Origin of the sequence: Rhabdaerophilum sp., from assembly GCF_046092605.1 — a bacterium.
Lineage (GTDB): Bacteria > Pseudomonadota > Alphaproteobacteria > Rhizobiales > Beijerinckiaceae > Rhabdaerophilum.
The window spans coordinates 1-25,848 of record NZ_JBJTDY010000123.1; the positions used below are offsets into that span (position 1 = coordinate 1).

The 25,848-nt window shown below is 63.7% G+C and carries 27 protein-coding genes and 1 pseudogene; 18 read left to right on the top strand and 10 right to left on the bottom strand.

Annotated features, from left to right (window positions below):
* From ACKODO_RS09500 to ACKODO_RS09520, 5 genes are all read left to right on the top strand, one after another.
* Nucleotides 1-534 (top strand): methylated-DNA--[protein]-cysteine S-methyltransferase (locus ACKODO_RS09500; protein WP_408983198.1); only part of this gene is annotated, 534 nt, incomplete at its 5' end.
* A gap of 47 nt (nucleotides 535-581) precedes the next feature.
* The gene (locus ACKODO_RS09505; protein ID WP_408983199.1) at nucleotides 582-1,214 is read left to right on the top strand and encodes a trimeric intracellular cation channel family protein; all 633 of its coding nucleotides are present in this window, start codon (nucleotides 582-584) and stop codon (nucleotides 1,212-1,214) included.
* A gap of 194 nt (nucleotides 1,215-1,408) precedes the next feature.
* Nucleotides 1,409-3,319, top strand: coding sequence for a molecular chaperone DnaK (dnaK, locus tag ACKODO_RS09510; RefSeq protein ID WP_408983200.1), 1,911 nt, complete (start codon nucleotides 1,409-1,411; stop codon nucleotides 3,317-3,319).
* Between the two features lie 102 nt (nucleotides 3,320-3,421).
* A complete protein-coding gene (dnaJ, locus tag ACKODO_RS09515; RefSeq protein ID WP_408983201.1) occupies nucleotides 3,422-4,555 on the top strand; it encodes a molecular chaperone DnaJ in 1,134 nt (377 codons plus the stop codon).
* A gap of 227 nt (nucleotides 4,556-4,782) precedes the next feature.
* Nucleotides 4,783-5,442, top strand: a complete 660-nt coding sequence (locus ACKODO_RS09520) for a class I SAM-dependent methyltransferase (protein WP_408983223.1) — start codon at nucleotides 4,783-4,785, stop codon at nucleotides 5,440-5,442.
* A gap of 3 nt (nucleotides 5,443-5,445) precedes the next feature.
* Here the strand turns inward: ACKODO_RS09520 and ACKODO_RS09525 are convergent, their stop codons facing one another.
* Nucleotides 5,446-6,480, bottom strand: coding sequence for a cysteine synthase A (locus tag ACKODO_RS09525; RefSeq protein WP_408983202.1), 1,035 nt, complete (start codon nucleotides 6,478-6,480; stop codon nucleotides 5,446-5,448).
* Between the two features lie 90 nt (nucleotides 6,481-6,570).
* Here ACKODO_RS09525 and ACKODO_RS09530 point away from each other — a divergent pair, with 90 nt between their 5' ends.
* The 7 genes from ACKODO_RS09530 (at nucleotide 6,571) to ACKODO_RS09560 (ending at nucleotide 10,153) form a co-directional block, all read left to right on the top strand.
* Nucleotides 6,571-7,134 carry an NADPH-dependent FMN reductase gene (locus ACKODO_RS09530; protein ID WP_408983203.1) on the top strand — a complete coding sequence of 188 codons (564 nt, stop codon included), beginning with the start codon at nucleotides 6,571-6,573 and terminating at the stop codon, nucleotides 7,132-7,134.
* Between the two features lie 3 nt (nucleotides 7,135-7,137).
* Entirely contained in the window at nucleotides 7,138-7,830 is a 693-nt protein-coding gene (gene pyrF, locus ACKODO_RS09535) for an orotidine-5'-phosphate decarboxylase (RefSeq protein WP_408983204.1), read from the top strand.
* Between the two features lie 12 nt (nucleotides 7,831-7,842).
* On the top strand, nucleotides 7,843-8,130 hold the full coding sequence (locus tag ACKODO_RS09540) for a DUF1330 domain-containing protein (RefSeq protein ID WP_408983205.1): 288 nt from the start codon (nucleotides 7,843-7,845) through the stop codon (nucleotides 8,128-8,130).
* Nucleotides 8,130-8,423: a DUF1330 domain-containing protein gene (locus ACKODO_RS09545; protein WP_408983206.1), complete on the top strand. Its 294-nt coding sequence runs from the start codon at nucleotides 8,130-8,132 to the stop codon at nucleotides 8,421-8,423. The genes ACKODO_RS09540 and ACKODO_RS09545 overlap by 1 nt, the downstream gene beginning before the upstream one ends.
* Nucleotides 8,424-8,432: 9 nt before the next feature.
* Nucleotides 8,433-9,275, top strand: coding sequence for a 4-hydroxy-tetrahydrodipicolinate reductase (dapB, locus tag ACKODO_RS09550; RefSeq protein WP_408983207.1), 843 nt, complete (start codon nucleotides 8,433-8,435; stop codon nucleotides 9,273-9,275).
* A gap of 1 nt (nucleotide 9,276) precedes the next feature.
* Nucleotides 9,277-9,453, top strand: coding sequence for a hypothetical protein (locus ACKODO_RS09555; RefSeq protein ID WP_408983208.1), 177 nt, complete (start codon nucleotides 9,277-9,279; stop codon nucleotides 9,451-9,453).
* A gap of 79 nt (nucleotides 9,454-9,532) precedes the next feature.
* On the top strand, nucleotides 9,533-10,153 hold the full coding sequence (locus ACKODO_RS09560; protein WP_408983209.1) for a 2,3-bisphosphoglycerate-dependent phosphoglycerate mutase: 621 nt from the start codon (nucleotides 9,533-9,535) through the stop codon (nucleotides 10,151-10,153).
* A gap of 83 nt (nucleotides 10,154-10,236) precedes the next feature.
* On the opposite strand, the gene grpE is transcribed toward ACKODO_RS09560, so the two are convergent.
* The 5 genes from grpE to rsmI form a co-directional block, all read right to left on the bottom strand.
* On the bottom strand, nucleotides 10,237-10,899 hold the full coding sequence (grpE, locus tag ACKODO_RS09565) for a nucleotide exchange factor GrpE (RefSeq protein ID WP_408983210.1): 663 nt from the start codon (nucleotides 10,897-10,899) through the stop codon (nucleotides 10,237-10,239).
* A gap of 100 nt (nucleotides 10,900-10,999) precedes the next feature.
* On the bottom strand, nucleotides 11,000-13,753 hold the full coding sequence (locus ACKODO_RS09570) for a [protein-PII] uridylyltransferase (protein ID WP_408983211.1): 2,754 nt from the start codon (nucleotides 13,751-13,753) through the stop codon (nucleotides 11,000-11,002).
* 4 nt (nucleotides 13,754-13,757) lie between these two features.
* On the bottom strand, nucleotides 13,758-14,705 hold the full coding sequence (gene gshB, locus ACKODO_RS09575) for a glutathione synthase (protein WP_408983212.1): 948 nt from the start codon (nucleotides 14,703-14,705) through the stop codon (nucleotides 13,758-13,760).
* 33 nt (nucleotides 14,706-14,738) lie between these two features.
* On the bottom strand, nucleotides 14,739-15,098 hold the full coding sequence (locus ACKODO_RS09580) for a YraN family protein (RefSeq protein WP_408983213.1): 360 nt from the start codon (nucleotides 15,096-15,098) through the stop codon (nucleotides 14,739-14,741).
* Nucleotides 15,099-15,101: 3 nt separating this feature from the next.
* On the bottom strand, nucleotides 15,102-15,980 hold the full coding sequence (rsmI, locus tag ACKODO_RS09585) for a 16S rRNA (cytidine(1402)-2'-O)-methyltransferase (protein WP_408983214.1): 879 nt from the start codon (nucleotides 15,978-15,980) through the stop codon (nucleotides 15,102-15,104).
* Nucleotides 15,981-16,220: 240 nt separating this feature from the next.
* Here rsmI and ACKODO_RS09590 point away from each other — a divergent pair, with 240 nt between their 5' ends.
* On the top strand, nucleotides 16,221-17,423 hold the full coding sequence (locus ACKODO_RS09590) for a penicillin-binding protein activator (protein WP_408983215.1): 1,203 nt from the start codon (nucleotides 16,221-16,223) through the stop codon (nucleotides 17,421-17,423).
* A gap of 12 nt (nucleotides 17,424-17,435) precedes the next feature.
* On the opposite strand, the gene hemW is transcribed toward ACKODO_RS09590, so the two are convergent.
* The 3 genes from hemW to rph are packed head-to-tail and all read right to left on the bottom strand — an operon-like array spanning nucleotide 17,436 to nucleotide 19,971.
* Nucleotides 17,436-18,608 carry a radical SAM family heme chaperone HemW gene (gene hemW, locus ACKODO_RS09595; RefSeq protein WP_408983216.1) on the bottom strand — a complete coding sequence of 391 codons (1,173 nt, stop codon included), beginning with the start codon at nucleotides 18,606-18,608 and terminating at the stop codon, nucleotides 17,436-17,438.
* Entirely contained in the window at nucleotides 18,605-19,258 is a 654-nt protein-coding gene (locus ACKODO_RS09600) for a non-canonical purine NTP pyrophosphatase (protein WP_408983217.1), read from the bottom strand. The genes hemW and ACKODO_RS09600 overlap by 4 nt, the downstream gene beginning before the upstream one ends.
* Nucleotides 19,255-19,971, bottom strand: coding sequence for a ribonuclease PH (gene rph / locus ACKODO_RS09605; protein ID WP_408983218.1), 717 nt, complete (start codon nucleotides 19,969-19,971; stop codon nucleotides 19,255-19,257). The genes ACKODO_RS09600 and rph overlap by 4 nt, the downstream gene beginning before the upstream one ends.
* A 174-nt stretch (nucleotides 19,972-20,145) precedes the next feature.
* Here rph and hrcA point away from each other — a divergent pair, with 174 nt between their 5' ends.
* The 5 genes from hrcA (at nucleotide 20,146) to ppk2 (ending at nucleotide 25,505) form a co-directional block, all read left to right on the top strand.
* Entirely contained in the window at nucleotides 20,146-21,243 is a 1,098-nt protein-coding gene (gene hrcA / locus ACKODO_RS09610; protein ID WP_408983224.1) for a heat-inducible transcriptional repressor HrcA, read from the top strand.
* A 146-nt stretch (nucleotides 21,244-21,389) separates the two neighbouring features.
* A complete protein-coding gene (locus ACKODO_RS09615) occupies nucleotides 21,390-21,812 on the top strand; it encodes a DUF4258 domain-containing protein (protein ID WP_408983219.1) in 423 nt (140 codons plus the stop codon).
* Complete coding sequence (locus ACKODO_RS09620; protein ID WP_408983220.1) at nucleotides 21,803-22,177, top strand: hypothetical protein; 375 nt, start codon at nucleotides 21,803-21,805, stop codon at nucleotides 22,175-22,177. Before ACKODO_RS09615 ends, ACKODO_RS09620 begins: the two co-directional genes overlap by 10 nt.
* Before the next feature lie 378 nt (nucleotides 22,178-22,555).
* Nucleotides 22,556-24,352, top strand: coding sequence for a DUF4209 domain-containing protein (locus ACKODO_RS09625; RefSeq protein WP_408983221.1), 1,797 nt, complete (start codon nucleotides 22,556-22,558; stop codon nucleotides 24,350-24,352).
* 145 nt (nucleotides 24,353-24,497) lie between these two features.
* The gene (gene ppk2 / locus ACKODO_RS09630; protein ID WP_408983222.1) at nucleotides 24,498-25,505 is read left to right on the top strand and encodes a polyphosphate kinase 2; all 1,008 of its coding nucleotides are present in this window, start codon (nucleotides 24,498-24,500) and stop codon (nucleotides 25,503-25,505) included.
* A 180-nt stretch (nucleotides 25,506-25,685) separates the two neighbouring features.
* On the opposite strand, the pseudogene ACKODO_RS09635 reads toward ppk2, so the two are convergent.
* Nucleotides 25,686-25,848: pseudogene (locus ACKODO_RS09635) on the bottom strand (amidase); the annotation flags it as partial.

The window sequence follows — 25,848 nt, forward strand, 5'->3', positions numbered from 1 at the left end:
GAATACAAGAGCGGCGGGGAGGGGCTGGAAATCGACTATGATTTCGTGCCCTCGCCCTTCGGTCCGGCGCTGCCGATGCTCACGGCGCGTGGATTATGCGGTCTGGCTTTCGCGGATGAAGGCGGCGAGCAGGCCGCCTTCGAGGACATGACTCGCCGCTGGCCGCGGGCGACCTACCGGCGCTTCCCCGAGCGGATCGCACCCATCGCGGCGCGCATCTTCGAGCAGGATCAGTGGCGGCCGGAACGGCCTTTGCGCGTCTTCCTCATTGGCACGGATTTCGAGGTGCGCGTGTGGGAAACCCTGCTCGGCATCCCCATGGGCAGGGCCACCACCTATGGCGCCATCGCCGGAAGGCTCCAAAAGCCGAGTGCGGCGCGTGCGGTGGGGGCGGCCGTGGGGCGCAACCCTGTCTCCTTCGTGGTACCCTGCCATCGCGTGGTGGGGAAATCCGGCGCGCTCACGGGCTACCATTGGGGCCTCACGCGCAAGCGGGCCATGCTCGGATGGGAGGCGGGGCAACTGGGCTCCTGATGAGGTTTCGGCCTGCAAACCAACGGGAATCATGCGATAAGCCTGATATGATCTCCGATATTGTCGCCATCGCCGGTTGGATTGGCCTCGTCGCCTTCGCGGTTTCGGGCGCGCTGGTCGCCTCGCGCAAGCAGATGGACATCACCGCCTTCGTGTTCTTCGGCACGGTGACGGCGATAGGCGGCGGCACGATGCGCGATCTCGTGCTGGACCTGCCGGTCTTCTGGGTGAAGGACACGACAGCATTGATCGTCGCGGCGATCGCCTCGGCGCTCACCTTCTTCGTGGCGCATCTCCCGGAATCGCGGCTGCGCCTGCTGCTCTGGCTCGATGCCCTGGGCATGGCGGTGTTCTGCGTGGTCGGGGCTGCGGCGGGGCTCGACCATGGCGGGGTGGTTGCAGTCACCTGCGGGGTGATGACGGCGGTCGTCGGCGGCTTCATCCGCGACATGATGGGCGCGGAAGAGGCCGCGATCATGCGCGGGGAGATCTATGCCTCTGCGGCCTTTCTCGGCGCGCTCACTTTCGTCATTCTCCAGGGCTTTGTGGCGCGGGATATTGCGGTGGTCGCGGGCACGCTCGCGGCCTTCGCGCTGCGGGGTGCGGCGCTGGCCCTCGGCTGGCGGCTGCCGGTCTACCGGGCGAAGCGCGGACGCAGCCGGGAAGAGATCGGATTGTGACATTTGTGCACCTCACGCTCTTGTGAGCGCGAAGCCGCCTTACTATATCGCGGAGATCGGTTTCCGAACGCCGTTCGGTGTCGGATTTCCTTGAATTGTTAACCAGGTTTCGGCCTAAAGGGGCCGTCATCACTCCCTCCCCGGTTGCTTCGGGACCAGAGGAGGGTGCTCGCCGGACAAGAGGAGCAAAAGACATGGGTAAAGTTATCGGCATCGACCTCGGCACCACCAATTCCTGCGTCGCCGTGATGGAAGGCGCGACCCCCAGGGTGATCGAGAATTCCGAAGGTGCGCGCACCACGCCGTCCATCGTCGCGTTCACGCCGGATGGCGAACGCCTCGTGGGTCAGCCGGCGAAGCGCCAGGCGGTCACCAACCCCGAGAAGACCTTCTTCGCGATCAAGCGCCTGATCGGCCGCACCTATGCCGATCCGCTGACCCAGAAGGACAAGGGCCTCGTCCCCTATTCCATCGTGAAGGCCGATAATGGCGATGCGTGGGTGGAAGCGGACGGCAAGAAATATTCGCCCTCGCAGATCTCTGCCTTCACCCTGACAAAGATGAAGGAGACGGCCGAGAGCTATCTCGGGCAGCCGGTCACGCAGGCTGTCATCACCGTTCCGGCCTATTTCAACGACGCCCAGCGCCAGGCAACCAAGGATGCCGGCCGGATCGCCGGCCTCGAGGTGCTGCGCATCATCAACGAGCCGACGGCGGCGGCACTCGCCTATGGCCTCGACAAGAAGACCACCGGGACCATCGCGGTCTATGACCTCGGCGGCGGCACTTTCGACATCTCGATCCTCGAGATCGGCGATGGTGTGTTCGAGGTTAAATCCACCAACGGCGACACGTTCCTCGGCGGCGAAGATTTCGATATGCGCCTCGTCGAGTATCTCGCGGACGAGTTCAGACGCGAGCAGGGCATCGACCTGAAGAAGGACAAGCTCGCCCTCCAGCGCCTGAAGGAAGCGGCCGAAAAGGCGAAGATCGAGCTTTCGAGCGCGCTCCAGACCGAAATCAACCTGCCCTACATCACCGCCGATTCCTCCGGCCCGAAGCATCTTGCGCTGAAGCTCTCCCGCGCGAAGTTCGAGAGCCTCGTCGATGATCTCGTGCAGCGCACCATCGAGCCCTGCAAGAAGGCGCTGAAGGATGCGGGCATCCAGGCCGGCCAGATCGACGAGGTCGTGCTCGTCGGCGGCATGACCCGCATGCCGAAGATCCAGGAAGTGGTGAAGGCCTTCTTCGGCAAGGAGCCGCACAAGGGCGTGAACCCGGATGAGGTCGTGGCCATCGGCGCCGCCATCCAGGCCGGCGTGCTGCAGGGCGACGTGAAGGACGTGCTCCGTCTCGACGTGACCCCGCTTTCACTCGGCATCGAGACGCTGGGTGGCGTGTTCACCCGCCTCATCGACCGCAACACCACGATCCCCACCAAGAAGAGCCAGGTCTTCTCCACGGCGGAAGACGGCCAGACGGCCGTGACCATCCAGGTCTATCAGGGTGAGCGCGAGATGGCGGCGGACAACAAGCTGCTCGGCCGCTTCAACCTCGAAGGGCTGCCCGCCGCGCCGCGCGGCGTGCCGCAGATCGAGGTGACCTTCGACATCGACGCCAACGGCATTGTGAATGTCTCGGCGAAGGACAAGGCAACGGGCAAGGAGCAGGCCATCCGCATCCAGGCCTCGGGCGGCCTCTCGGATGCCGATATCAAGAAGATGGTCAAGGAAGCCGAGGCCAATGCCGAGGAAGACAAGAAGCGCCGTGAACTGGTGGAGGCAAGGAACCAGGGCGAAAGCCTGATCCACTCCACCGAGAAATCGCTGAAGGAGCATGGCGACAAGCTCCCCGAGGCGGACAAGACCGGCGCGGAAGCGGCCATCCAGTCCCTGCGCGATGCGCTGCAGGGCGAGGATGCCGAGATGATCGGCGAGCGCACGCAGGCCCTCATGCAGGCGGCCATGAAGATCGGCGAGACGATCTACAAGGCCGAGCAGGAGGCCAGCGCCAAGGCCGATGCCGAGAAGGATGGCGTGAAGACGGAAGACGTCATCGACGCCGAGTTCAAGGACGTCTCCAAGGACGACAGGAAGAAATCGTAACGCTTCCGAAGGGCGCTTCTTGTGAGCTGCTTTTCCCCCGATCGTCAGGGCCGCGCGCCCCACGTGCGCGGCCTTCTTCTGCCGGATGCCGGAGCCTGAGGCATGTCCAAGCGTGACTATTACGAGCTTCTGGGTGTTGCGAAGAATGCGGATGAGCCTGCGCTGAAGAGCGCCTTCCGCAAGCTCGCGATGCAATATCACCCGGACAAGAACCCGGGGGATGCCGAGGCCGAAAGGCGTTTCAAGGAAATCAACGAGGCCTATCAGGTTCTCTCGGATGGGCAGAAGCGCGCGGCCTATGATCGCTTCGGCCATGCCGCCTTCGAGAATGGCGGTGGCGGGGGTCCTGGCGGCTTCGGGCCGGATTTCGCCTCCTCCATGTCGGATATCTTCGAGGATATTTTCGGCGATGTGTTCGGTGGCCGGCGCGGGGGCGGTGGGCGTGGCCGCGAGCGCGGGGCAGACCTGCGCTACAACCTCGAGATCAGCCTCGAGGATGCCTATTCCGGCAAGGACATGAGCATCAAGGTCCCCACGGCCATCCTCTGCGAGGCCTGTTCGGGGACTGGCGCGAAGCCGGGCTCCAAGCCCAAGCCCTGTGGCACCTGCGGCGGCCTCGGCCGCGTGCGCGCCATGCAGGGCTTCTTCACGATCGAGCGCACCTGCCCCACCTGCCAGGGTCGCGGTGAGGTGATCGAGGACCCGTGCCGCGCCTGCTCGGGCGGCGGTCGTGTCACGCGTGAGGTGACGCTCGCGGTCGAAATTCCCGCCGGCGTGGAAGATGGCACGCGCATGCGGCTCGCCGGCAAGGGCGAGGCGGGCGCGCGCGGCGCGCCGCCGGGCGATCTCTACATCTTCCTTTCGGTGAAGCCGCACGGCTTTTTCAGTCGCGATGGTGCGGATCTCTTCTGCCGCGCGCCGATTTCCATGGTCGCCGCCGCGCTCGGAACCGAGATCAGGGTTCCGACACTCGACGGCCGCGAGGCGGTGATCAAGGTCCCCGAAGGCACGCAATCCGGCAAGCAGTTCCGCCAGCGCGCGAAGGGCATGCCGGTTCTGCGCTCCAAGGAGATGGGAGACCTCTATGTGCAGGTTCTGGTGGAAACACCGCAGAATCTCACGCGGCGCCAGCGTGAATTGCTGCAGGAATTCGAGAAGGATTCCTCGCAGGCAACCTCGCCGGAATCGGCCGGCTTCTTCAACCGCGTGAAGGATTTCTTCAGCGGCGCACCCTGAGCGCGGGGCCTTCCGCAAACGCTGAAGATCGGCCACGCCCTTGCCCAGTGCCAGCAAGGCGGTTAAGACCTTGAAAGCCAGAAGCGCAACCGGGAGCGTGCGTGTTGACCGGCCTTCGCAAAGAAAAGCCCTTCGAGGACCTGCGCCGCACCAGCCGGAAGCTGGTTGCCCGCATCAAGGCCGAGGTGAAGAACAAGGCCGAGGCGAAGTCCCTGCGCGACGCCAACATGATCGGCCCGAAAAAACCTGATCCGCTTCAGGAATTGCAGATCAAGGGCAGGAAGTTCGTCGCGAAAATCCAGGCCGAAGTGAAACAGGCCAAGATCGATGACGATGCCCGGTTCCTCAAGACCTGGTTCGACAAGCCCCTCGTCACCGGCGCGGTGTCGCCTTCCTCGAAGGCGCTGGCGCGCAAGATGGCGGGCTATGTCGAACCCGAGAGCATGGGCCCGGTGGTCGAGCTTGGCCCCGGCACCGGCCCCGTGACCGATGCGCTCATCGCGCGCGGCATCGCCGAGGAGCGCCTCGTGCTCGTGGAGTACAACCCGGAATTCTGCACGCTTCTCGCCAAGCGCTACCCCAGGGCCACCATTGTGCAGGGCGATGCCTATGCGCTGGAAACCGTGGTCGCGCCGCATCTGAAGAAGCCGGCGGCGGCGGTCGTGTCTTCGCTGCCGCTTTTCACGAAGCCCGAGAAACTGCGCCTTGCGCTGCTCCATCGCGCCTTCGAGCTGATGCGGCCCGGCGCGCCCTTCATCCAGTTCACCTATGCCACGGTCTCGCCCGTGCCGCGCAAGCGCGCCAATTTCGAAGCGCATGTCAGCCCGCGGGTCTGGAAGAACCTGCCGCCGGCCTGTGTGTGGGTTTATCGCCGCCTGCAGGCCTGAGATTCAGACCGCCACCAAGGGCGCGCGGATCGCGCCCTTCTCCGTGAGCCAACGCGGCGCTTCCAGCCCCTTCGAGGCCAGGAATTCCGGGTTGAAGAGCCGCGAGGCATAGCGCGTGCCGTAATCGCAGAGGATGGTCACGATCGTGTGTCCAGGCCCCATCTCCTTCGCGAGGCGAATGGCGCCGGCCACGTTGACGCCCGTGGAAGCGCCCATCACGAGGCCCTCTTCCTCCACGAGGCCGAAGACGATGCGCATCGCCTCGTCATCGGGGATACGACAGGCGAAATCCGGCTTGAAGCCTTCGAGGTTCTTGGTGATGCGCCCCTGCCCGATGCCCTCGGAGATCGAGGAGCCCTCGGCCTTGAGTTCGCCGGTGGTGTAATAGCTGTAAAGTGCGGCGCCGAAGGGGTCGGCAAGGCCGCTCCTGATATCGGGCTTCCGCTCGCGCAGGCCCATCGCCGTGCCGACGAGCGTGCCGCCCGAACCGACCGCGCAGATGAAGCCGTCGATCTTGCCGCCTGTGTCGCGCCAGATTTCTGGAGCGGTCGTCTCGATATGGGCCTGCCGGTTCGCGACATTGTCGAACTGGTTGGCCCAGAAAGCGCCGTTTGGTTCAGTCTTCGCAAGCTCTTCCGCGAGGCGGCCCGAGACGCGCACGAAATTGTTGGGGTTGGCATAGGGCGCCGCCGGAACCTCAATCAGCGTTGCCCCTGCCGAACGAAGCGCGAGCTTCTTCTCCTCGCTCTGCGTTTCCGGAATCACGATGACGCTCTTCAAGCCCAGCGTTTTCCCCACCAGCGTGAGGCCGATGCCGGTATTGCCGGCCGTGCCCTCGACGATGGTGCCGCCCTTCCTCACGAGACCCTTGGCCATCGCATCGCGGATGATGAAGAGCGCCGCGCGATCCTTCACGGACTGGCCAGGGTTGAGGAATTCGGCCTTGCCGAGAATGGTGCAGCCGGTTTCCTCCGAGGCGCGCTTCAGCTTGATGAGCGGCGTGTTGCCAATGGCAGGAACCAGCCCGTCGTGAATCATTTTTCCCTCGAAGCGGAAGAATTTCGCGTTTGCAGCAACGCCCTTTTCCTCTAACTGCCGGAAGGGCTTTCAACAAGCGGAAGGGATGGCATGGCACGCATTCTGGTGTTCTCCGGCGCAACGCGACTTACCTCGCTCAACCGTCGCTTGGCGGCCATCGCCGCGCGCGATCTGCGGGCGCTGGGCGCGACGGTGACGGAAATCTCGCTGGCGGATTTCCCGCTGCCCTTCGTCGACGAGGATGGCCGCCCGAACCCGCCGCCGGAGGCGCGTGCCTTCAACGCGGCCCTGCAGGGGCAGGATGGCCTCTTCATTGCCACACCCGAATACAATTCCGGCTATCCGCCGATCCTCAAGAACGCGCTCGATTGGGCGAGCATGTGCAATGGCGGCAAGCCCGGCCTTGCGGGCAAGGTGGTGGCGCTCGGTGCGGCCTCGCCCGGCCCGCGTGGCGGCTATCGCGGGCTGATGCAGTTGCGCGCGACGCTCGAACTCGGCTTCGGCGCGCTGGTGATCCCCGAAATGGCGCCGGTGCCCTTCGCGAACAAGGCGCTGGCCGAGAAGGGCGTGCTGGCCGATGAAAGCGCCGCGAAGATGCTCGCTGCATGTCTCCAGCGGCTCCTCTGGGAAGTGAAACTGCGCCGGAAGGATTGAACCATGGATCTTCGCGACCGTGTGATCGTCGCGCTCGATGTGCCGGATGTCGCTGTCGCGCAGGCCGTGGTGGAGAGGCTCGGCGACCGCGCGACCTTCTACAAGGTGGGTTACGAGCTGGCCTTTGCCGGGGGCCTTGCCTTCGCGCAAGACCTTGCGAAAAGCGGCAGGAAGGTCTTCCTCGATCTCAAGCTGCACGACATCCCGAACACGATCGAGAAGGGTGTGGGGCAGATCGCCCGCATGGGCATGACCTTCCTCACCGTGCATGCCTATCCGCAGACGCTCGCCGCCGCCGCCAAGGCTGCGACCGGCGCGAACCTCGCCATTCTCGGCGTCTCGGTGATGACCTCGATGGATGACAGCGACCTCGCCCGCGCGGGCTACGGCATGGGCGTGCAGGATCTCATCGCGCGGCGTGCGAAGCAGATCCACGAGGCGGGTTGCGCGGGCATCGTCTGCTCGGCGACCGACATGGCGACCGTCCGCGCCGCCGTGGGGCAGAGCCTGAAGATCGTGACGCCCGGCATCCGCCCGGCGGGCGCGGCGCTGGGCGACCAGAAGCGCGTGATGACGCCCGGTGAGGCGATCCGCGCCGGCATCGACCACATGGTGATCGGCCGGCCGATCACTGGCGTCGCCGATCCCGCCCAGGCCATGCAGTCCATTCTCGATGAAATCCAGGCTGTTTCCTGAAGGAGGAATTCCATGCCCAAAGGTTATCTGATCGGTCGCGTTTCCGTGCATGATCCCGAGGCATACAAGGCCTATGCCGCGAAGGCCTCGGCGGCCATCGCGCAATATGGCGGCAAGATCCTCGCGCGGGGCGGCAAGGCCGAAATCGTCGAGGGCGAGGGCCGTACGCGCAACGTCATCCTCGAATTCGAGAGCTTCGAGCAGGCGAAGGCCTATTTCTTCTCGCCCGAATACATGGAGGCCCGCCGCCTGCGCTGGCCGGTGAGCGTGGGTGATTTCGTGATCGTGGAGGGCGTGTGATGGCCAAGGGCTATTGGGTCGCGCGGGTCGATGTCTCCAACGAGGAGGCCTATGGCCGCTATCGGGAACTCAACTCCATCGCCTTCCGGAAATATGGCGCGAAGTTTCTCGTGCGCGGCCCCGCCGGCAAGGTGGCAAAGGGCACGCCGCGCAAGCACAACGTCGTCCTTGAGTTCGAGGATTACGAAACCGCGCTTGCCTGCTACGAGAGCCCGGAATATCAGGCCGCGAAGGTCCATCTCGATTCCGTCGGCGAGATCGATCTGGTCATCGTTCCCGGCACCGAGCCCTGAGGCACCGCCATGGCTTCCAACCCTCCCGCGCCTTCGAATGGGCCGATGCGGCTCGTGGTGGTGGGGGCGGGTGGCCGCATGGGCAAGAGCCTCATCAAGGCCATCCATGATACCCCCGGCGTGGTGCTGCACGCGGCGATCGAGCGCGAGGGCTCGCCGCTGCTGGGGCAGGATTCGGGCTTGGTCGCGGGGCTCATGCCCAATGGCGTCCCGATCACCGAGGATGCGCTGACAGCCTTCGTGAAGGCGCAAGGGGTGCTGGATTTTTCGGCCCCCGCCGCGACCGTCCATTTCGCCGGCCTCGCGGCGCAGGCGCGGCTCGTGCATGTCGTGGGCACCACGGCGCTTGCGGAGGCGGATTTCGCGAAGCTCAAGGCCGCGGCGCGCCATTCCACCCTCATTCAGTCCGGCAATTTCTCGCTCGGCGTGAACATGCTCGCCGCGCTCGTGAAGCAGGCCGCGAAAGCCTTGCAGAGCGGCTGGGATATCGAGATCGTCGAGATGCCTCACCGCATGAAGGTGGATGCGCCCTCGGGCACCGCGCTGCTCCTCGGCGAGGCGGCCGCGAAAGGCCGGGGCGTCTCGCTCTCTCAGGCGGCCGTGCGGGCGCGGGACGGCCATACCGGTGCCCGCGCGGATGGCACGATCGGCTTTCAGGCCCTGCGCGGCGGCACGGTGGTGGGCGACCACACGGTGATCCTCGCCGGCAATGGCGAGCGCATCGAGTTGCGCCACATCGCCGAGGATCGCGGGCTCTTCGCGCAAGGCGCGGTGAAAGCCGCTCTCTGGGGCTGGGCGCATGGCCGCTCGGGCTTCTATTCCATGAACGACGTTCTCGGCATCGAGGCCTGACATGAAACCCATCGTCCGGGAATATCTCGTCTACACGGTTGCGGTGATGGTGGGCTTCGGCTGCTACCTCGCGCTGGATCGGCTGGCGGGGATCGATTTCGCCTTTGCCATTCTCGGTGGCTTTGTTGGAATTCATCTGACGCTGCTGGCGATCCGCCGACTGTTTCCACCCAAGTAAGCCCAGAGCATGCTGCGATGAAGTGGAATCCGGTTCATCGCGAAAAGCATGCGACCAGAATAAACAAGGACCAACGATCATGGATCGCCTGCTCGTGCTCTGCCGCCATGGCCAGAGCGGCTGGAACCTCAAGAACCTGTTCACCGGCTGGAAGGACCCGGACCTTACCGAGAAAGGCGTGGGCGAGGCGAGGGCGGCCGGGCAGCGGCTCAAGGCCAGGGGCATCGGCTTCGATATCGCCTTCACCTCCGATCTGGTCCGCGCGCAGCATACCTGCCGGCTCATCCTCGGCGAACTCGGCCAGCCCGGCCTCGAGACGATCCGCGATCTTGCGCTGAACGAGCGCGATTACGGCGAGCTATCCGGCCTGAACAAGGACGATGCCCGCGCGAAATGGGGCGAGGAGCAGGTGCATATCTGGCGCCGCTCCTATGATGTGCCCCCGCCGGGCGGCGAGAGCCTGAAGGATACCGCCGCGCGTGTGCTGCCCTACTACATCCACCGCATCCTGCCGCAGGTCATGGCCGGCAAGCGCACGCTGGTGGCCGCGCATGGCAACAGCCTGCGCGCGCTCATCATGGCGATGGAGGGCCTCACGCCCGACGAGATCCTCGCGCGAGAGCTCGATACTGGCGTGCCGCTGGTCTATCGCCTGAACGCCGATACGACAATCGCCAGCCTCGACGTGCTGAAGGGCTGATAATCGCGCCTCTTGCAATGCAGAAGGCGGGCGTTTGGCCCGCCTTTTCATGTTTTCGCCGCCTTGTTTCAGGCCTGCTTGTTTCAGGCCCGCTTGTCGAATTTCGGCCGCAGCGGCTCCTGCGGGCCATTGGGGCGCGGCATTTCCGGCCTGAGCGCTTCGGCCTGATTCTCGGCTTCCGCCTCGTTGGCCGGCCGGGCCGGGCCACCCCTGGAGACGCCCACCATGGCCGGGCGCAGCACGCGCTCCCCGATCATGTAGCCGACCTGCATCACCTGCATCACCGTGCCGTTCGGCACGGATTCATCGGGGATCTCGAACATCGCCTGATCGCGATGCGGATCGAAACGCTCGCCCACCGGTTCGCGGCGCTTCACGCCGTGCTTCTCCAGCGCCTTCAGCAACTCACGTTCGGTAAGGGCAACGCCGTCGAGCAGCGGTTGGATCGCCTTGGCGATGGCCTCGTGCGCGGCTTGGCCTTCTTCGCTCTTCGGGGCGCTTTCGATGGCGCGGCGCAGGTTATCCGCCGTTCCCACCATGTCGGAGGCGAATTTGGTGATCGAGAAGGCGCGCGTATCCTGGATTTCGCGCTCGGTGCGCCGGCGCAGATTCTCCATCTCGGCCAGTGCGCGCAGAAGCCGGTCCTTGAGATCGGTATTGTCGCGCTCGAGCGCGGCGAGGCGCTCGCTTTCCGCCCTGGCCGCTTCGGGCGCAGGCGTGGCGTCACGTTTTTCCTCAGCACTCATCGTGTCATCCGTCCTTGCAAAGTGTCAAACCTTGGAAAGTGTCAAACCTTGGAAATCATCCAAGCGTCTCGACGCGATATCGAGTTTCGAAGCCTCAAAATCAAGCCGCATCCGCCCCGGATTTCGTTGTTGTGTCCACCTGTCCGGGCCTTGCCAGCACGGCCAGCAACTCCTTCTTCAGTCGCGCCTGCCGCGGCGGCTGCATCAGTTTCCCGCCGGTGAGATCGGTGACGTAGAACACGTCCACCGCCTTCTCGCCATAGGTGACGATGCGAGCGGAATTGATGTTGAGGTTCTGCTTGCCGATCTCGGTCGTGAGCGCATAGAGCAGGCCCGGCCGGTCGAGACCGGTGACCTCCACCACGGTCGATTTGGCCGAAAGTTCGTTGTCGATCACCACATCCGGTGCCACGGTGAATGCTTCCGAGACCGGAGCCTGCGCCGAGCGCGAGGCAACGATTTCCGGCAGCTTCACCTCGCCCTTGAGTGTCGCGATGATGTGACGGGCCACGCGATCCGCGCGGCGCAACTCATCGGCATCCTGGGTGAAGGCGCGCGAGATGGTGATGGTATCAAGGGCGAAACCGTCATTGGTGGTGAAGATCTGCGCTTCCACAATGTTGGCGCCCGCCGCCGCGCAGGCACCGGTGAGGATCGAGAGCAGGCGCGGATGGTCGATCGCCAGCACCACGAGTTCGGTGACGCCGCGAAAGCCATCGGTCGTGAAATCCACCTGGAAATGATCGCCGGATTTCATGCCCTTCTCGACCAGACGGGCATGGCGGAGCTGGTTCGCAAGATCGACCTTGATCCAGTAGGCAGGGTTGTGGCGACGCGCATAGGCCCTGAACTGCGCTTCCGACCAATCCGGGAGGCCTTTGTGCAATTCCGCGATGGCCGCCTCGATGCGCGCCGAACGCTCCACTCCGCCAAAATCGCCGGTGATCACCATCTCGGTCTCGCGATAGAGCGCGCGCAGGAGCTGGCCCTTCCAGCCGTTCCAGACGCCGGGGCCGACGCCGCGGATGTCGCAAACCGTGAGGATGAGCAGCAGCCGCAGGCGTTCCAGTGTCTGAACCGTTCCCGCGAAACTCTGGATGGTGCGCGGATCGGAGATATCGCGGCCCTGGGCGGTCTGCGACATCACAAGATGCTTCTCCACGAGCCAGGCCACCAGCTCGGTTTCCTGCGGCGAGAGGCCGAGGCGCGGGCAGAGCGAGCGGGCGATGCGCGCACCCACGATTTCATGCGCCTCGCGCCGGCCCTTGCCGATATCATGCAAGAAAAGCGCGACATAGAGCGCGCGGCGATTCGCGATGTTCGGCAACAGGTTGTGCGAGAGCGGGTGATCTTCCCCCAATTCGCCCGAATCGAGTTTCGCCAGCAGGCCGATGCAGCGCAGGGTGTGCTCATCCACCGTGTAATGGTGATACATCGAAAACTGCATCATGGAGCTGATGCGCTGGAATTCCGGGATGAAACGGCCCAGAACGCCGGTCTCGTGCATCAGCCGCAGCACGGCTTCCGGGCTGTTGCGGGAGGTGAGGATCTCCAGGAACAGCTGGTTGGCTTCGGTATTGGCGCGCAGGGTTTCGGTGATCAGGCGCAGGTTCAGCGTCACCGCCCGCGAGGTTGCCGGGTGAAGGTCGAGCCGGTTCTGGTCCGCGAACCAGAAGAGCCGGATGAGGTTGACCGGGTCCTTTGCGAAGACATCCGGGCTTTCGATAGCGAGGCGGTTGTTTTCAACCCGGAAACCTGCCGTGCCGGCCAAGGCGCGCGAGCGGCGGCGGAGCCGGCCCATGAAGCGATCGAGCATGGCGCGGGGCTTCTTCTCGCGCATTTCGAGATCGGCGCAGAGAATGGCGGAGAGATCGCCCACTTCCTTCGCCACGAGGAAGTAGTGCTTCATGAAGCGCTCGACCGCGCTGAGCGTGTCGCGGCCGTGATAGCCCATGCGCTGCGCGACAAGGCGTTGCATGTCGAAGGTGAGGCGCTCCTCCGGGCGCCCGGCCACGAAATGCATGTGGAAGCGCACGCGCCAGAGGAATTCCTCGCAGCGCTCGAACAGGCGCAACTCTCGGCGCGTGAACACACCCGCTTCCACGAGGCCTTCCACTGACTTCACGCGGTAGACGAACTTTGCGATCCAGAAAAGCGTTTGCAGGTCGCGCTGGCCGCCCTTGCCTTCCTTCACGTTCGGCTCGACGAGATAGCGCGAGAGCCCGGCCCGCGCGATGCGCTCATCGCGTTCCGCGAGCTTCGCATGGGCGAATTCCGCCGCGCGGCCCGCCACGACCTCCTTGTCGAAGCGGGTCTCGAACTCGCGGAAAATCCGATCCTCGCCGGCAATGCGCCGCGATTCCAGGAGAGCCGTGCGGATCGTCAGATCCTCGCGCCCCGTGCGGATGCATTCGTCGATGGTGCGGGTGGAATGGCCGACCTTGAGGCCGAGATCCCACAGCACATAGAGCATGGCCTCGACCACGTTCTCGGCCCAGGGGGTCGAGACCGGCAGCAGGAAGAGGACATCGGTATCCGAGCCTGGCGCGAGCGTGCCGCGCCCATAGCCGCCGACCGCCACGATGGCGAGATGCTCACCCGCGGAAGGGTTGGGGTTAGGGTAGAGGCGCGTGGTCACGAGGTCGTAGAGCGCCGCGATCAAGCGGTCCTGCGCCACGCAGAGTGCGATGGCGCAGGCGCGGCCTCCCTCGGCCGAGAGCAGCATTTCCGCCCGCTTGCGCGCATCGAGCAGGTAATGGCGCGCCTCGACCAGGAAGGCCGCGCGCGCCGCTTCGCTATCGGGCGCAGCATTCACAGGCTCCAGCGGGAAGGGAGGAATCGCGGCCTCGGGCATGCGCTCAACTCCGCCCCAGGCGATGTTCGATCGCATCCCAGATATCGACCGCGAGATCCAGCCCGCCAAGGCGCTTGATTCCGCGCAGGCCCGTCGGGGATGTCACATTGATCTCGGTCAGGTTGCCGTCGATCACATCGATGCCCACGAAGATGAGCCCGCGTTCCTTCAGCACCGGGCCGATCCGCGCGCAGATTTCCTTCTCGCGCGGCGTAAGGTCGGTCGCCTGCCCGGCACCGCCCCGAACAAGATTGGCGCGAATGTCGCCCGCCGCCGGCACGCGATTGAGCGCCCCCTTCGCGATGCCTTCGACCAGGATGATGCGCTTGTCGCCGGCCTTCACGGCCGGAAGGAATTTCTGGATCATCCAGGGCTCGCGGCTGAGGCCCGCGAAGAGATCGAAGAAGCCGTTGAAGTTTTCGTCCTCGCGGCCGACCTGGAACACGCCCGCGCCGCCATTGCCATAGAGCGGCTTCATCACGAGATCGCCATGCTCGGCGCGGAAATCCTCGATTTCCTGCCGATCGCGGCTCACGAGGGTGGGCGGCATGAGGTCCGGGAATTCGTTGACGAGGATCTTCTCCGGCGCGTTGCGCACGGAAGTGGGGTCGTTCACCACCAGCGTCTTCGGGTGGATGCGGTCGAGCAGATGCGTCGCCGTGGTGTAGTTCATGTCGAAGGGTGGGTCCTGCCGCATCAGCACCACATCGAAGGTGGCAAGATCGACACGCGTTTCCGCGCCAAGATCGGCGTGGTTGCCCTTCTCGTCGCGCACGCGCACGGGCCGCACGCGGGCCGTGAGGTGATTGTCCTTCAGCGACATCTGTTCGGGGCCATAGACCACCATGTCATGCCCGCGCGCTTGCGCCTCGAGCATCAGGGCGAAGGTGGAATCGCCGGTGATGTTGATCTTCTCGATGGGGTCCATCTGGACCGCGACGCGTAAGCTCATGGGAGGTGCCTGGTTCATCAGAAGGGCTGCCCATCAGTCGAGGGCCAATTCGCCGACCCCCTTGATATGGCGAGGAAGCGCGCGGGGTGCAATGAGGATCGCATCGCAACGGATCGTTTCGGGCATGGCGGGCATGCGCGCGAGGAAGGCTCGCGCGCCCCGCCCGATTCGAGCGAGCTTTTGCGGGGTGAGGGTGATCAGTGCGTCATCCAGCGTGGCACGCGCCTTCACCTCGACGAAGATGAGCGTGCCGCCGCGCTTGGCCACGAGGTCGATTTCGGCACCGGCTGCAAGGAAACGCCGCGCGAGGATGCGATAGCCCTTGAGGCGCAGGAGGATTTCCGCCCAGAATTCGGCATCAAGCCCGAAGAGATAGGCTGCGCGCCGGTCCACGGGCTAGTCTTTCTCGGAAAGGCGCAAGGCGCGGGCATAAACTTCGCGGCGCTTGAGCCCCATTTCGCCCGCGACGATCTCCGCCGCGTCGCGCTGCGAGTATCTCTCGAGCGCCGCGCGCAGGGCTGCGTCGATGCGGTCGTCGCTCGCCGGCCCTTCCGCCTCCGGCGGACCGATCACCAGCACGATCTCGCCCCTGGGCGGACCTTCCACCGCCAGAGCCGCTGCGAGATCCGGCAGGGTGCCCCGCCGCACGGTTTCGAATTTCTTGGTGAGCTCGCGCGCGAGTGCTGCCTCGCGCTTGCCGAGCAGGCTCGCGAGATCGGCCATGGTTCCGGCCACGCGATGCGGTGCCTCGAACAGCACGAGCGTGCCGGGAATGCCGGAAATCTCCTGGATGCGACGGCGCCGTTCGCCCGCCTTCGCCGGCAGGAAACCTTCGAAGAAAAAGCGCTCGGCTGGAAGCCCGGCAAGCACCAGGGCGGTGAGGACAGCGGAAGCGCCGGGTTCGGTCGTCACTTTCACGCCTTCGGTGAGGGCGGCGCGGGCGAGCCTCTGGCCGGGATCGGAGATGATCGGCGTGCCGGCATCGCTCACCAGCGCCAGCGTTTCACCCCCCTTGAGACGCGCGAGAAGTCCCGCTTCCTCCCGTGCCGCATTGTGCTCGTGATAGGCATGAAGGTGCGTGGTGATGCCGAAATGGGTGAGAAGCCCTTTCGTGACGCGCGTATCCTCCGCGAGGACAAGATCGGCCCCTGCGAGCGTGTCGAGCGCACGGAGGGTGATGTCCCGCAGGTTGCCGATTGGGGTCGCCACGAGATGCAGGCCTGGCTCCACCGGCCCGGCCTCGAAACGTTCGCCCCTTAACAGGTAATGCGCCATGCGCCGCCCTTGCTGGCCTGCTCCGCCTCGCCCTGATGCATGGCATGCGGGCCTTCCCTCTCCAAGCACGGGATGACGGTTTTCTGCAAGCTGTGGCTTTGCGGGCCTTGCGGCTGACAAAGTTAACGATTCTTTGTCAGGGTTAAGCGGATAGATGGAATTTGGAAAGGCTTTGGCATCGGCCTGCGATCAGCGCGCTCGGCGCTGCCGGTCGGGAGCATCGGAGAAGGAGGCGGAAAGATGCAATGGGATCTTTCCCGGGCAGGCCGGCTCGGCGCAAGCCTGATACTGGCCGGGTTTCTTGCAGGCTGCGCAGGCTCCCCCCTGGATTCGCTCGGCCTTTCGTCCGATAATGATCAGGTGCAGCCTCAGAATTCCGCCGGTGACGTGATCGGCAATGGTTCGGTGAAGGTTGCCCTCATCCTGCCGATCTCCTCGCAGAACGGCCAGGCTGCCGCGCAAAGCCTGCGCAATGCTGCCGAGCTCGCGGTGGAGGATTTCTCCGGCGGCAATGCTGCCTCATCCAATATCCAGATCATCGTGAAGGATGATCGCGGCACGCCCGAAGGCGCGCGGCTCGCGGCGCAGGAGGCCGTGCAGGAGGGCGCAGAACTTGTGCTCGGCCCGCTTTTCGCGCCGAATGTGCAGGCGGCCGCCGCTGTGCTGCGGCCTGCCGGCAAGCCGATGATCGCCTTCTCCTCCGATGCCGGCGTGGCCCAGCGCGGGGTTTTTCTCCTGAGCTTCCTGCCGCAGACCGATGTGCAGCGCGTGGTCGGCTTCGCCCAATCGCGCGGAAAGAAGGCCTTCGCCGCGCTTATCCCGCAGACGGCCTATGGCAATGTGGTCGAGGCGGAGTTCATGTCGGTGGCGAATCAGCAGGGCAGCCGGGTGACGCGCGTCGAGCGCTTCCAGCCGGGCAATACGGCCTCCCTCAGCCAGGCCGCACAGCGCCTGAGGGATGTGATGAGCCAGTCCGATACGCTGTTCATCGGTGAAGGCGCGGATGGCGTGGGCGCGGTGATGCAGCAACTCGCGGCCCAGGGCATCACCAGCCGTTCCACGCAGTTGATCTCGACCGGCATCTGGAATGATCCGCGCGCGATTGGCCTTCCGGCGCTCGAGGGCGCGTGGTTCGCTGCACCCGACAATTCGCGCTTCAACGCTCTTGCCACGCGCTACCAGCAGCGCTTCGGTTCGGCCCCGACGCGGCTCGCGACGCTTTCCCATGATGCGGTGACGCTCGCCAGCGCGCTGACCCAGGCCTATGGCGCGCAGCGTTTTGCCGACGGAAACCTCACGAACCCCAATGGCTTTGCCGGGCAGGATGGCGTGTTCCGCTTCCGCACCAATGGCCTCAATGACCGGGGGATCGCGGTTTTCGAGATCCGCGGCGGCAATGCGCGGGCGATCTCGGGCGCGCCGACAAGCTTCGCAGGGAACTGAGGCGTTCCCGCCTCAGGCGGCGAGATCGGCCACGATCGCATCAAGCACCGGGAAACCGGCGCGCGTGACGCGCAGACGGCGATGATCCGGGCAGAATTCGATCAGATTTTCCTCTACGAGCGCCTCGACGCGCGAGGCCTCGAAATCGCGGCCCCGCAGCAGGCGGAAGCGATCGGGGTCGATGCCTTCCGAAAGGCGCAGGCCCATCAGCAGGAATTCGTCGCCCTCGGCCTCATGGTCGAGCGCCTCGTCGGAAACGATGCCATGGCCGTCGCGCTCGACATAATCAAGCCAGGCTTCGGGGCTTTTCTCGGTCGCGAAGGCGCGGCGGCCGCGTGTGGTGACCAGACGGCCATGCGCGCCGGGGCCAATGCCGGCATATTCGCCATAGCGCCAATAGAGCAGGTTGTGGCGGCATTCATGGCCGGGCTTGGCGTGGTTTGAAACCTCGTAGGCCGGCATCCCGAATTTCGAGCAGATCTCCTGCGTGGTGTCGAACAGCGCGCGGGCGGTGTCGTCATCCGGTATCGCCAGCTTGCCTGCGGCGTGAAGCGCGTGGAAGGCCGTGCCTTCCTCGATCGTCAGCTGGTAGAGCGAGAGATGCGTTGGCGCATGCGCGAGCGCTTCGACCAGCTCCTCGCGCCACGCCTCCACCGTCTGGCCTGGCCGGGCATAGATCAGGTCGAAGGAGTAGCGCTCGAAGATCGAGGCGGCGGTGGAGATCGCCACCAGGGCTTCCGCCACATTGTGCAGCCGGCCCAGCGCCTTGAGATGCTCGTCGTTCAGGGCCTGCACACCGAGTGAAACACGGTTCACGCCCGCCGCGCGGTATCCCCTGAAGCGGCCCGCTTCCACGCTCGTGGGGTTGGCTTCGAGCGAGATCTCGCAATCCGGCGCAATCGCCCAGTTCTCGCCAATCGCCTCGAGAATCCCGCCGACGGTCTCGGGCTTCATCAGCGAGGGCGTGCCGCCGCCGAAGAAGATGGAGGAGACCGTGCGGCCCGGCGCCATCTCGCGCATGTGCTGCAGTTCGCGCCGGAAGGCCGCGACGAAGCGCGCCTCGTCAATGCCGGCGCGGCGGACGTGGCTGTTGAAATCGCAATAGGGGCATTTCGCCTGGCAGAAGGGCCAATGCACATAGACGCCGAAGCCGGCATCGAAGGGCGGGAGGATGAGCGCGCTCATGCGGAAACCTTCGTCAGTCCGGCCTTTTCAATGAGCCGGATGAAAGCCCTGGCACGATGCGAAAGGCCCGTGAGCCGGCCGCCTTTCTCGCGTATCCCGTGCTTCTCGTCGCGGGAAAGCTCGGAAAACGTGCGACTCTCGCCCTCCGGCACGAAGACCGGATCATAGCCGAAACCTGCCTCGCCCCGCGGCGGCCAGGTGAGATGTCCGAAACAACGCCCTTCGGCCAGAAGGGTTTCCCCGTCGGGCCAGGCGACGACCAGCGCCGAGACGAAGCGCGCGGGCGCGCCCACCATCTCGATCTCGCGCGCCTCCAGCTCGGCCTTCACGCGGGTCATGGCGCGCACCCAGTCGCGAGGGAGACCTGCCCAATCGGCGGTAAAGAGGCCCGGAGCGCCATCGAGCGCATCGACCGCGAGGCCGGAATCATCGGCGATCGCCGGCATGCCTGAGGCCTTCGCGGCGGCAAGGGCCTTGATGGCTGCGTTCTCGGCGAACAACATGCCATCTTCCTTGGGCTCCGCCAGGCCGAGTTCGCCCGCCGAGACAAGTTCGAGGCCATAGGGCTCAAGAAGATCGCGCATTTCCGCGAGCTTGCCCGCATTATGCGTGGCGATGACCACCCGGCCGGCAAGACGTTTCGCGCTCATGCGCCGATCGCCGCCTTCTGCATGGCGACGAGCTCGCCGATTCCCTTCTTGGCGAGGCCGAGGAGGGCCGCGAAATCAGCCTCGGAGAAGGGAGTCTGTTCAGCCGTGCCCTGGATTTCCACGATGCCGCCCGTGCCGGTCAGCACGAAATTCGCATCCGTCCCGGCTGCGGAATCCTCCGCGTAGTCGAGATCAAGCACGGGATTGCCGCGATAGATCCCGCAGGAAATCGCAGCGACATGGTCCCGCAGCGGCATGGTCGTCAGCATGTTCCGCGCCATCATCCAGCGGAAGCAATCATGCAACGCCACCCAGGCACCAGTGACGGACGCCGTGCGCGTGCCGCCATCAGCCTGGATGACATCGCAATCGAGCACGATCTGCTTTTCGCCGAGCGCCGCGAGATCCACCACCGCACGCAGCGAACGCCCGATGAGGCGCTGAATTTCCTGCGTGCGGCCCGAAGGCTTGCCGGCGGTCACCTCGCGGCGCGTTCGCTCCAAAGTGGCGCGCGGCAGCATGGAGTATTCGGCCGTCACCCAGCCTTTTCCGGTGCCGCGCAGCCAGGAGGGGCCCTTTTCTTCCAGTGTCGCCGTGCAGAGCACATGCGTGTTGCCGAATTTCACGAGGCAGGAGCCCTCGGCATGGCGCGCGAAGGCGCGTTCGAGGCTCACAGCCCGCAATTCATCAGCGGCACGTTTGGAGGGGCGCATGGCATCTCCGTCTCTCTGGTGTCGAAGTCGGGGGAAAGAGGCGGCGTCTTACGCCCTTCCGGGCCGCTTCTCAAGAGCGTTGCGCCGCAGCAGGACTGCATCTTTGGAATACGCGCCAAGCGCAGTATCATGAAACCTGAAATCGTTTCGTCCCGTGATTCCATGCTCTGGAGCCTGATGAGCCGCGATCTGAAACCCGCCCATGCCGCCCCCCATGCCTCGCAAGGCTATAGTGAACTCGACCTGCGTTCACGCGACATCTTTCGTCGCATCGTCGAGGGCTATCTCGAAAGTGGCGAGCCCGTCGGTTCGCGCAACATCTCGAAAGTGCTGCCGGTTTCGCTTTCCGCCGCGACCGTACGCAACGTGATGCAGGATCTCGAGGATCTCGGTCTCATCTACGCGCCGCATGTGAGCGCGGGGCGCCTGCCGACCGAAATAGGCCTCAGGCTCTTCGTCGATTCCATCCTTGAGATCGGCGATGTCAGCCAGGAGGATCGCAGCCGCATCGAAGCACAGATCGCGGCGGGCGGCTCGGGCCGCTCCTTCGAGGATGCGCTTGCGGAGGCGACGAGCCTCCTCTCGGGAGTGAGCCGCGGCGCGGGCGTGGTGGTCACCTCGAAATCCAACAAGAAGCTGCGGCATATCGAATTCGTGCGGCTCGACCCCACGCAAGCCCTCGTGGTGCTGGTGGCGGATGACGGCTCGGTGGAAAACCGTATCCTCGCGCTTCCCCCCGGCCTGCCGGCCTCTGCGCTGACGGAAGCCTCGAACTACCTCAACCATCGCCTCGCGGGCCGCACGATCGGCGAACTCCGCGCCGAGATCGAGCGCGATCGCCTCACCATGCAGGCCGAGATGGACTCTCTCTCCGCGCGGCTTGTGGAAAGCGGGCTCGCGAGCCTCTCGCAATCCGGCGGGGAGACGCGACTGATCGTGCGCGGGCAGGCGAACCTGCTCGAAGACCTCGAGGCCGCGACCGATCTCGAGCGCATCCGCCTTCTCTTCGAGGATCTCGAACGCGGCAAGGACGTGATCGACCTGCTCTCCCGCGCCGAGGAGGGGGATGGCGTGCGCATCTTCATCGGCTCGGAGAACAAGCTTTTTTCGCTCTCGGGTTCCTCGCTGGTGGCCGCCCCCTTCCGCGACCAGAACCAGAAGATCGTTGGTGTGCTCGGCATCATCGGGCCGAAGCGGCTCAATTACGCGCGCATCGTGCCGATGGTGGATTACACCGCGCGGGTGATGGGGAAGCTGCTGGAGCGGGGATAAAAACGGAAAATATTCCTATTTTCTCTTGACCGTTGGAGGGTGTGTTGCGCTTCATGAAGGCCTGACAAGGAAAGCCCATTCCGCTGTTACCGCTTCTTCACCGATCTTCCCGCCTGTCGCCCCCTCGCGCTTCTGACTCGCCTTTCATGCGGGAGGTTCTCTCGATCCGCGAGGACCTGCTCCTCCTCAAGGCCTGCCTCGCCGCGATGCGCGTGAGGCTCGAACTGAAATACTCGGACACCCAGCCGCGCTGGCCGGCCGGCGATCCGCGCGGCGGGCAGTGGATGCCGGAGGAGGGTGGAGAGGGAGGAGAAGAGTATGACGAATCTTTGGATGCATTTGGTGTCGCGCCGGATGGAACACTCATCGAGCCAGTTGCCGAATGTACAGGGATTTCGGGGCATGCCTTACGTCGCATGCAGGAGAGAGGAATTTCTCTTGATATGGTTACGGATGCACTGACCAATCCGCTGCGTGTCATTGTTCAACCCAATGGAAACACGAAATATGTTGGCTCACGTGTCACCGTTGTTTTAAGCCCGAAAGGGTGGATGGTCACATGCATGTAACTGCGCAAAAATCTGACGAATTCTTCTCAATCAAGATAGTCGAGGTTATCGCGCCGCCGACGGAAAATGATCTCGAATGGCTTGTCTGCGAGGTCGAGTGGCGTAGGCTGGATCAAGAATTTAAGGCCGTCAGCGAATGCCTCACGTCTTCCGAATGGCAAGAGTTTCTGAGTTGGATCAAAAGTCTCGAGACCGACCCAAGAGACAGCGTTTTGTCATTCTGTGAGCCGTCGCTTCATTGTGTTTATTTAGCCGCCAGCGATGTAGTCGTTTTCGTTTGCTGGCTGGAATTGACCCCCGGTGGTCAAGATAGTCAGTCCGTGGCTTTGTCGTTCCGCCGCAGCAGTATCAAGATGCAGAAATGAATAAACCCCCGTTTCCGGGGGCTTCGCATTCTCGAGGCGTGGATGGCCGGGCCGAGCTCGGCCATGACGCCAGCGGGTTGATGACGCCGCCATCTGGTTCTTTGGGGCGGCATTCTTCACATCCGCATCGATATGCACCTCGAAGCGCTTGAGCTTCCCGTTCAGGAGGCCCTGTAGAATCTGCTCCTTCTCAAGGCCTGCCTTGGCGCGATGCGCGTGAGGCTCGAACTGAAATACTCGGACACCCAGCCGCGCTGGCCGACCGGCGAACAAGGTGTGGGCAGATGAAAAACCGACGCCAAAATGCCGATTCTACTGGTTAGGATCGACCATTGTTCGACGATTCGATGAAATCAAACTGCAAAGCGGGTGGCTTCCTTGGCTGAAGACAAGACAACCCTTCCCGACGCCGCTTCGATCTTGGCTTTGATTGAAGGCGTCGAAAAGAAAGAAGACTACGAACTTGCTTCCGCCTTTCGCAAAAAGGACGAAGAACAGCCGGGTATTGGATGGTCGCTGCTTTCGCAGATTTTTGATTTCCATTTCACGGCGGTGAAGTTGGAACCGTTCGGGCCTATGTGGCAAATGGAAGGGCGGCGAAGCATGATACCCGCCGATCTTTCGGATAGTGATCTTGATGCGATCCAAGGCACGCTTCACACCGTCGCCGATCCTGAATTTCAGGCGCGTGTTGGCGACATTCTTTGGCTAAGGCGCAAGGATTTCAAGGCCGCACGAATTGCGGTCGCTGCATACATCGAAGCCGGTTCGCGGTTGGAAGACCCGGAACACTGGCCTGCCTGCATGGAAAGGTACGAACGCGGATTGCGCCTTGCCCGGCAAATCGAAGCGAAGGGCGAACTACCAAAGTCGGTCCTTGCGCATCTTGAAGCGCGGGTGCACCATTACGACGGCCAAGACCCTTTGTTCTTCACCTGCAAGGCGCTCGAATTTCTTGCCGAATTCCAGTTCGGTGATTTTCCCGCACTTGCCGAAATCGCCGGGCGCGTTGCAGCGAAGTCATGCGAAGGCGGCGATTTCAGGCGCGCGCGCAACCACTTCGACGTTCAAGCGAAGCTGTTGAGGCTGGCCAAGGACGATGTAGCGGCGGAAGCGGCCCGCGTCGCATCTGCCGAAACGCATGTCCAAGAAGCCGAAGCGCAAGAAGCCAGCGGGTCTTTCATGGTCGCGCGCTCTTTTTGGGAAGACGCTGTTCTGGCCTTTCGCGAACGGCCATCTCTTCGTGCCCGCATTCCCGAATTGCAGCGACGGCTTGCCGTCGCGGGCAGAAAGACGCTCGACGACATGAAGAGCATTAGCCACGAAATTGATATTCGCCCGATGGTCGAACACGCCGAAGCCGCTTTCAAAGGCTTGGCGCTTGACGATGCCCTTTGCCAATTGGCCGTCTTTGAAAAGCCAAATGATCCTGTGGGCATCCGAGAACGGACGTTGAAGGAGCTAGAAGACGCGCCCTTGCACGCACATATCGACGCCGAAATTTACGACGAAACCGGACGGAAGATTGGTCGAAGGCCAAGCATTTCATCATCGGACCCGAAGGAGCGCGAAGCAGCCATCGAAGGGTTCATTGAACAGAATGCAAGTTTCATTCGAGGCATAAATGTCATGGGATCGTTCGCACCCGCTGTCCGAACGATCTTGAGCGAACACAACGTGACCGAAAAGGAAATCGAAGGCTTGATTGCCGATAGCGGCTTTATCCCCGAAGGTCGGTTGCCCTTGTTCGTGAAGGCCATAGCAGACGGCTTCCGGTGGGATTTTTCGACGGCATTGCATATCTTCGTGCCCCAAGCGGAAAATGGGTTGCGGCATATCATCGAACAATCAGGCGAGGTTCCAAGAAGCTTGAATCAGGACGGCGTTGAAGAGGTTTGGTCAATCGAACGCATCATGGGGAACGAACGGCTCAAGAAGGCACTTGGCGCGGCTTTCGTGTTCGACCTTCAATCACTGCTTTCCGGTCGAACCGGCCCGAACCTTCGAAACAGCATCGCGCATGGGTTGGTTTCGTCGGGTTCGCTGAACAGCCCAACCGGGTTTTATCTGTGGTGGCTTCTCTTCCGTCTTGTCGTTTTCCCCACGCCCATGATGAAGGCGTTTCGCGAACGGCACGCCATCGCGCGGGATGCTGAAGAGCCTTCGAACGGCTGAAATTGTCCGCAAATGCCTGCATTCAGCCCGAAAAAATAGTGGGTAGGTTGTGGGTAGAAAGAAATCTTGATTTTTGACTGTGCGTCTAAATCATTGATTAAATTGCATTTTCATTAAAATGAATGGCGGCGAGGGAGGGACCACCATGGCGGATGGCGAGAGCGGAACCCGGATCGAGCCTGACAGCGCAACGCCGATTGGCCGGGCGGCGGCGGCCCTGGCCTTTGCGACTCCGGATGCGTCGGCGCGACGCTCCACCAAGACCGAGCGGCGCGAGGCAATGCGGCGGCTCCAGGCTGATCCGGATGCAGTGCGCCGGGCCTTCGAAACCGGGGAATATCCCTATTCCGACCGGCTGACCGAACGCGCCTATGCCCGGCAGATGGCGGCGTTGCAGGTGGAACTGCTCAAGGCGCAGAACTGGATCAAGGCCAGCGGTGAGCGGATGGTGATCCTGTTCGAAGGGCGCGATGCCGCCGGCAAGGGGGGCACGATCAAGCGCTTCATGGAACATCTCAACCCGCGCGGGGCCCGTGTGGTGGCTCTGGAGAAGCCCTCCGACCGCGAGCGCACGCAATGGTATTTCCAGCGCTATATCGAGCATCTCCCTGCGGCGGGTGAAATGGTGCTGTTCGACCGCTCCTGGTACAATCGCGCCGGGGTCGAACGGGTCATGGGCTTCTGCCAGCCGGGGGATTATCTCGAATTCATGCGGCAGGCGCCGCTGATTGAACAGATGCTGGTGCGGTCCGGCATCCGGCTGTTCAAATATTGGTTCTCGGTGACGCAGGGCGAACAGCGCGCGCGGTTTGCCGCGCGCGAAAGCGATGCTCTGAAGCAATGGAAACTTTCACCGATCGATATTGCCTCGCTCGACAAATGGGATGATTGTACGGAAGCAAAAGAGGCGATGTTCTTCTATACCGATACTGCGGATGCGGCTTGGACGATTGTCAAATCCGATGACAAGAAGCGCGCCCGGCTCAACTGCCTGCAACATTTCCTCGCCGCGCTGGAATACCCGAACAAGGATCCCGAGGTGGTGGTTGGCCCGGACCCGCTGATTGTCGGCTCCACCCTGCATGTCGTGCGCAAGGCGGCACAGATCATCGGCAAATCCGTGCTACCGGAGGCGCGTCGAAGCCCGGGCTGAAACGCGCCTATCGCTGCCTGGGCGCCGCCTTTCCCGGTCGGCGTGAGGCGGGTTTCTGGCCGGTCGGGCCTTCACATCGTCCCCGAAGCCGCGCGCCGCGGAAGCCGGGGCCAGACCCTTGTGCCGGCGGTGACGTGGATGCGACACGCCGGGCTTCAGGCACTCACCGGAGTTTCCTGATCAGGCGAGAAGGCGCTTTTCAATGACGCAATGGATGCCCTTCGAGCCATTCACGGTCTGGGTGACACGAAGGTCGGCGGCGAGCGAACAGAGGGTATAGGCATCCTCGCGGGAGAGCCCGCGCTTTTCGCCAAGCAGCACGATCATGTCACGAAGCGCCATC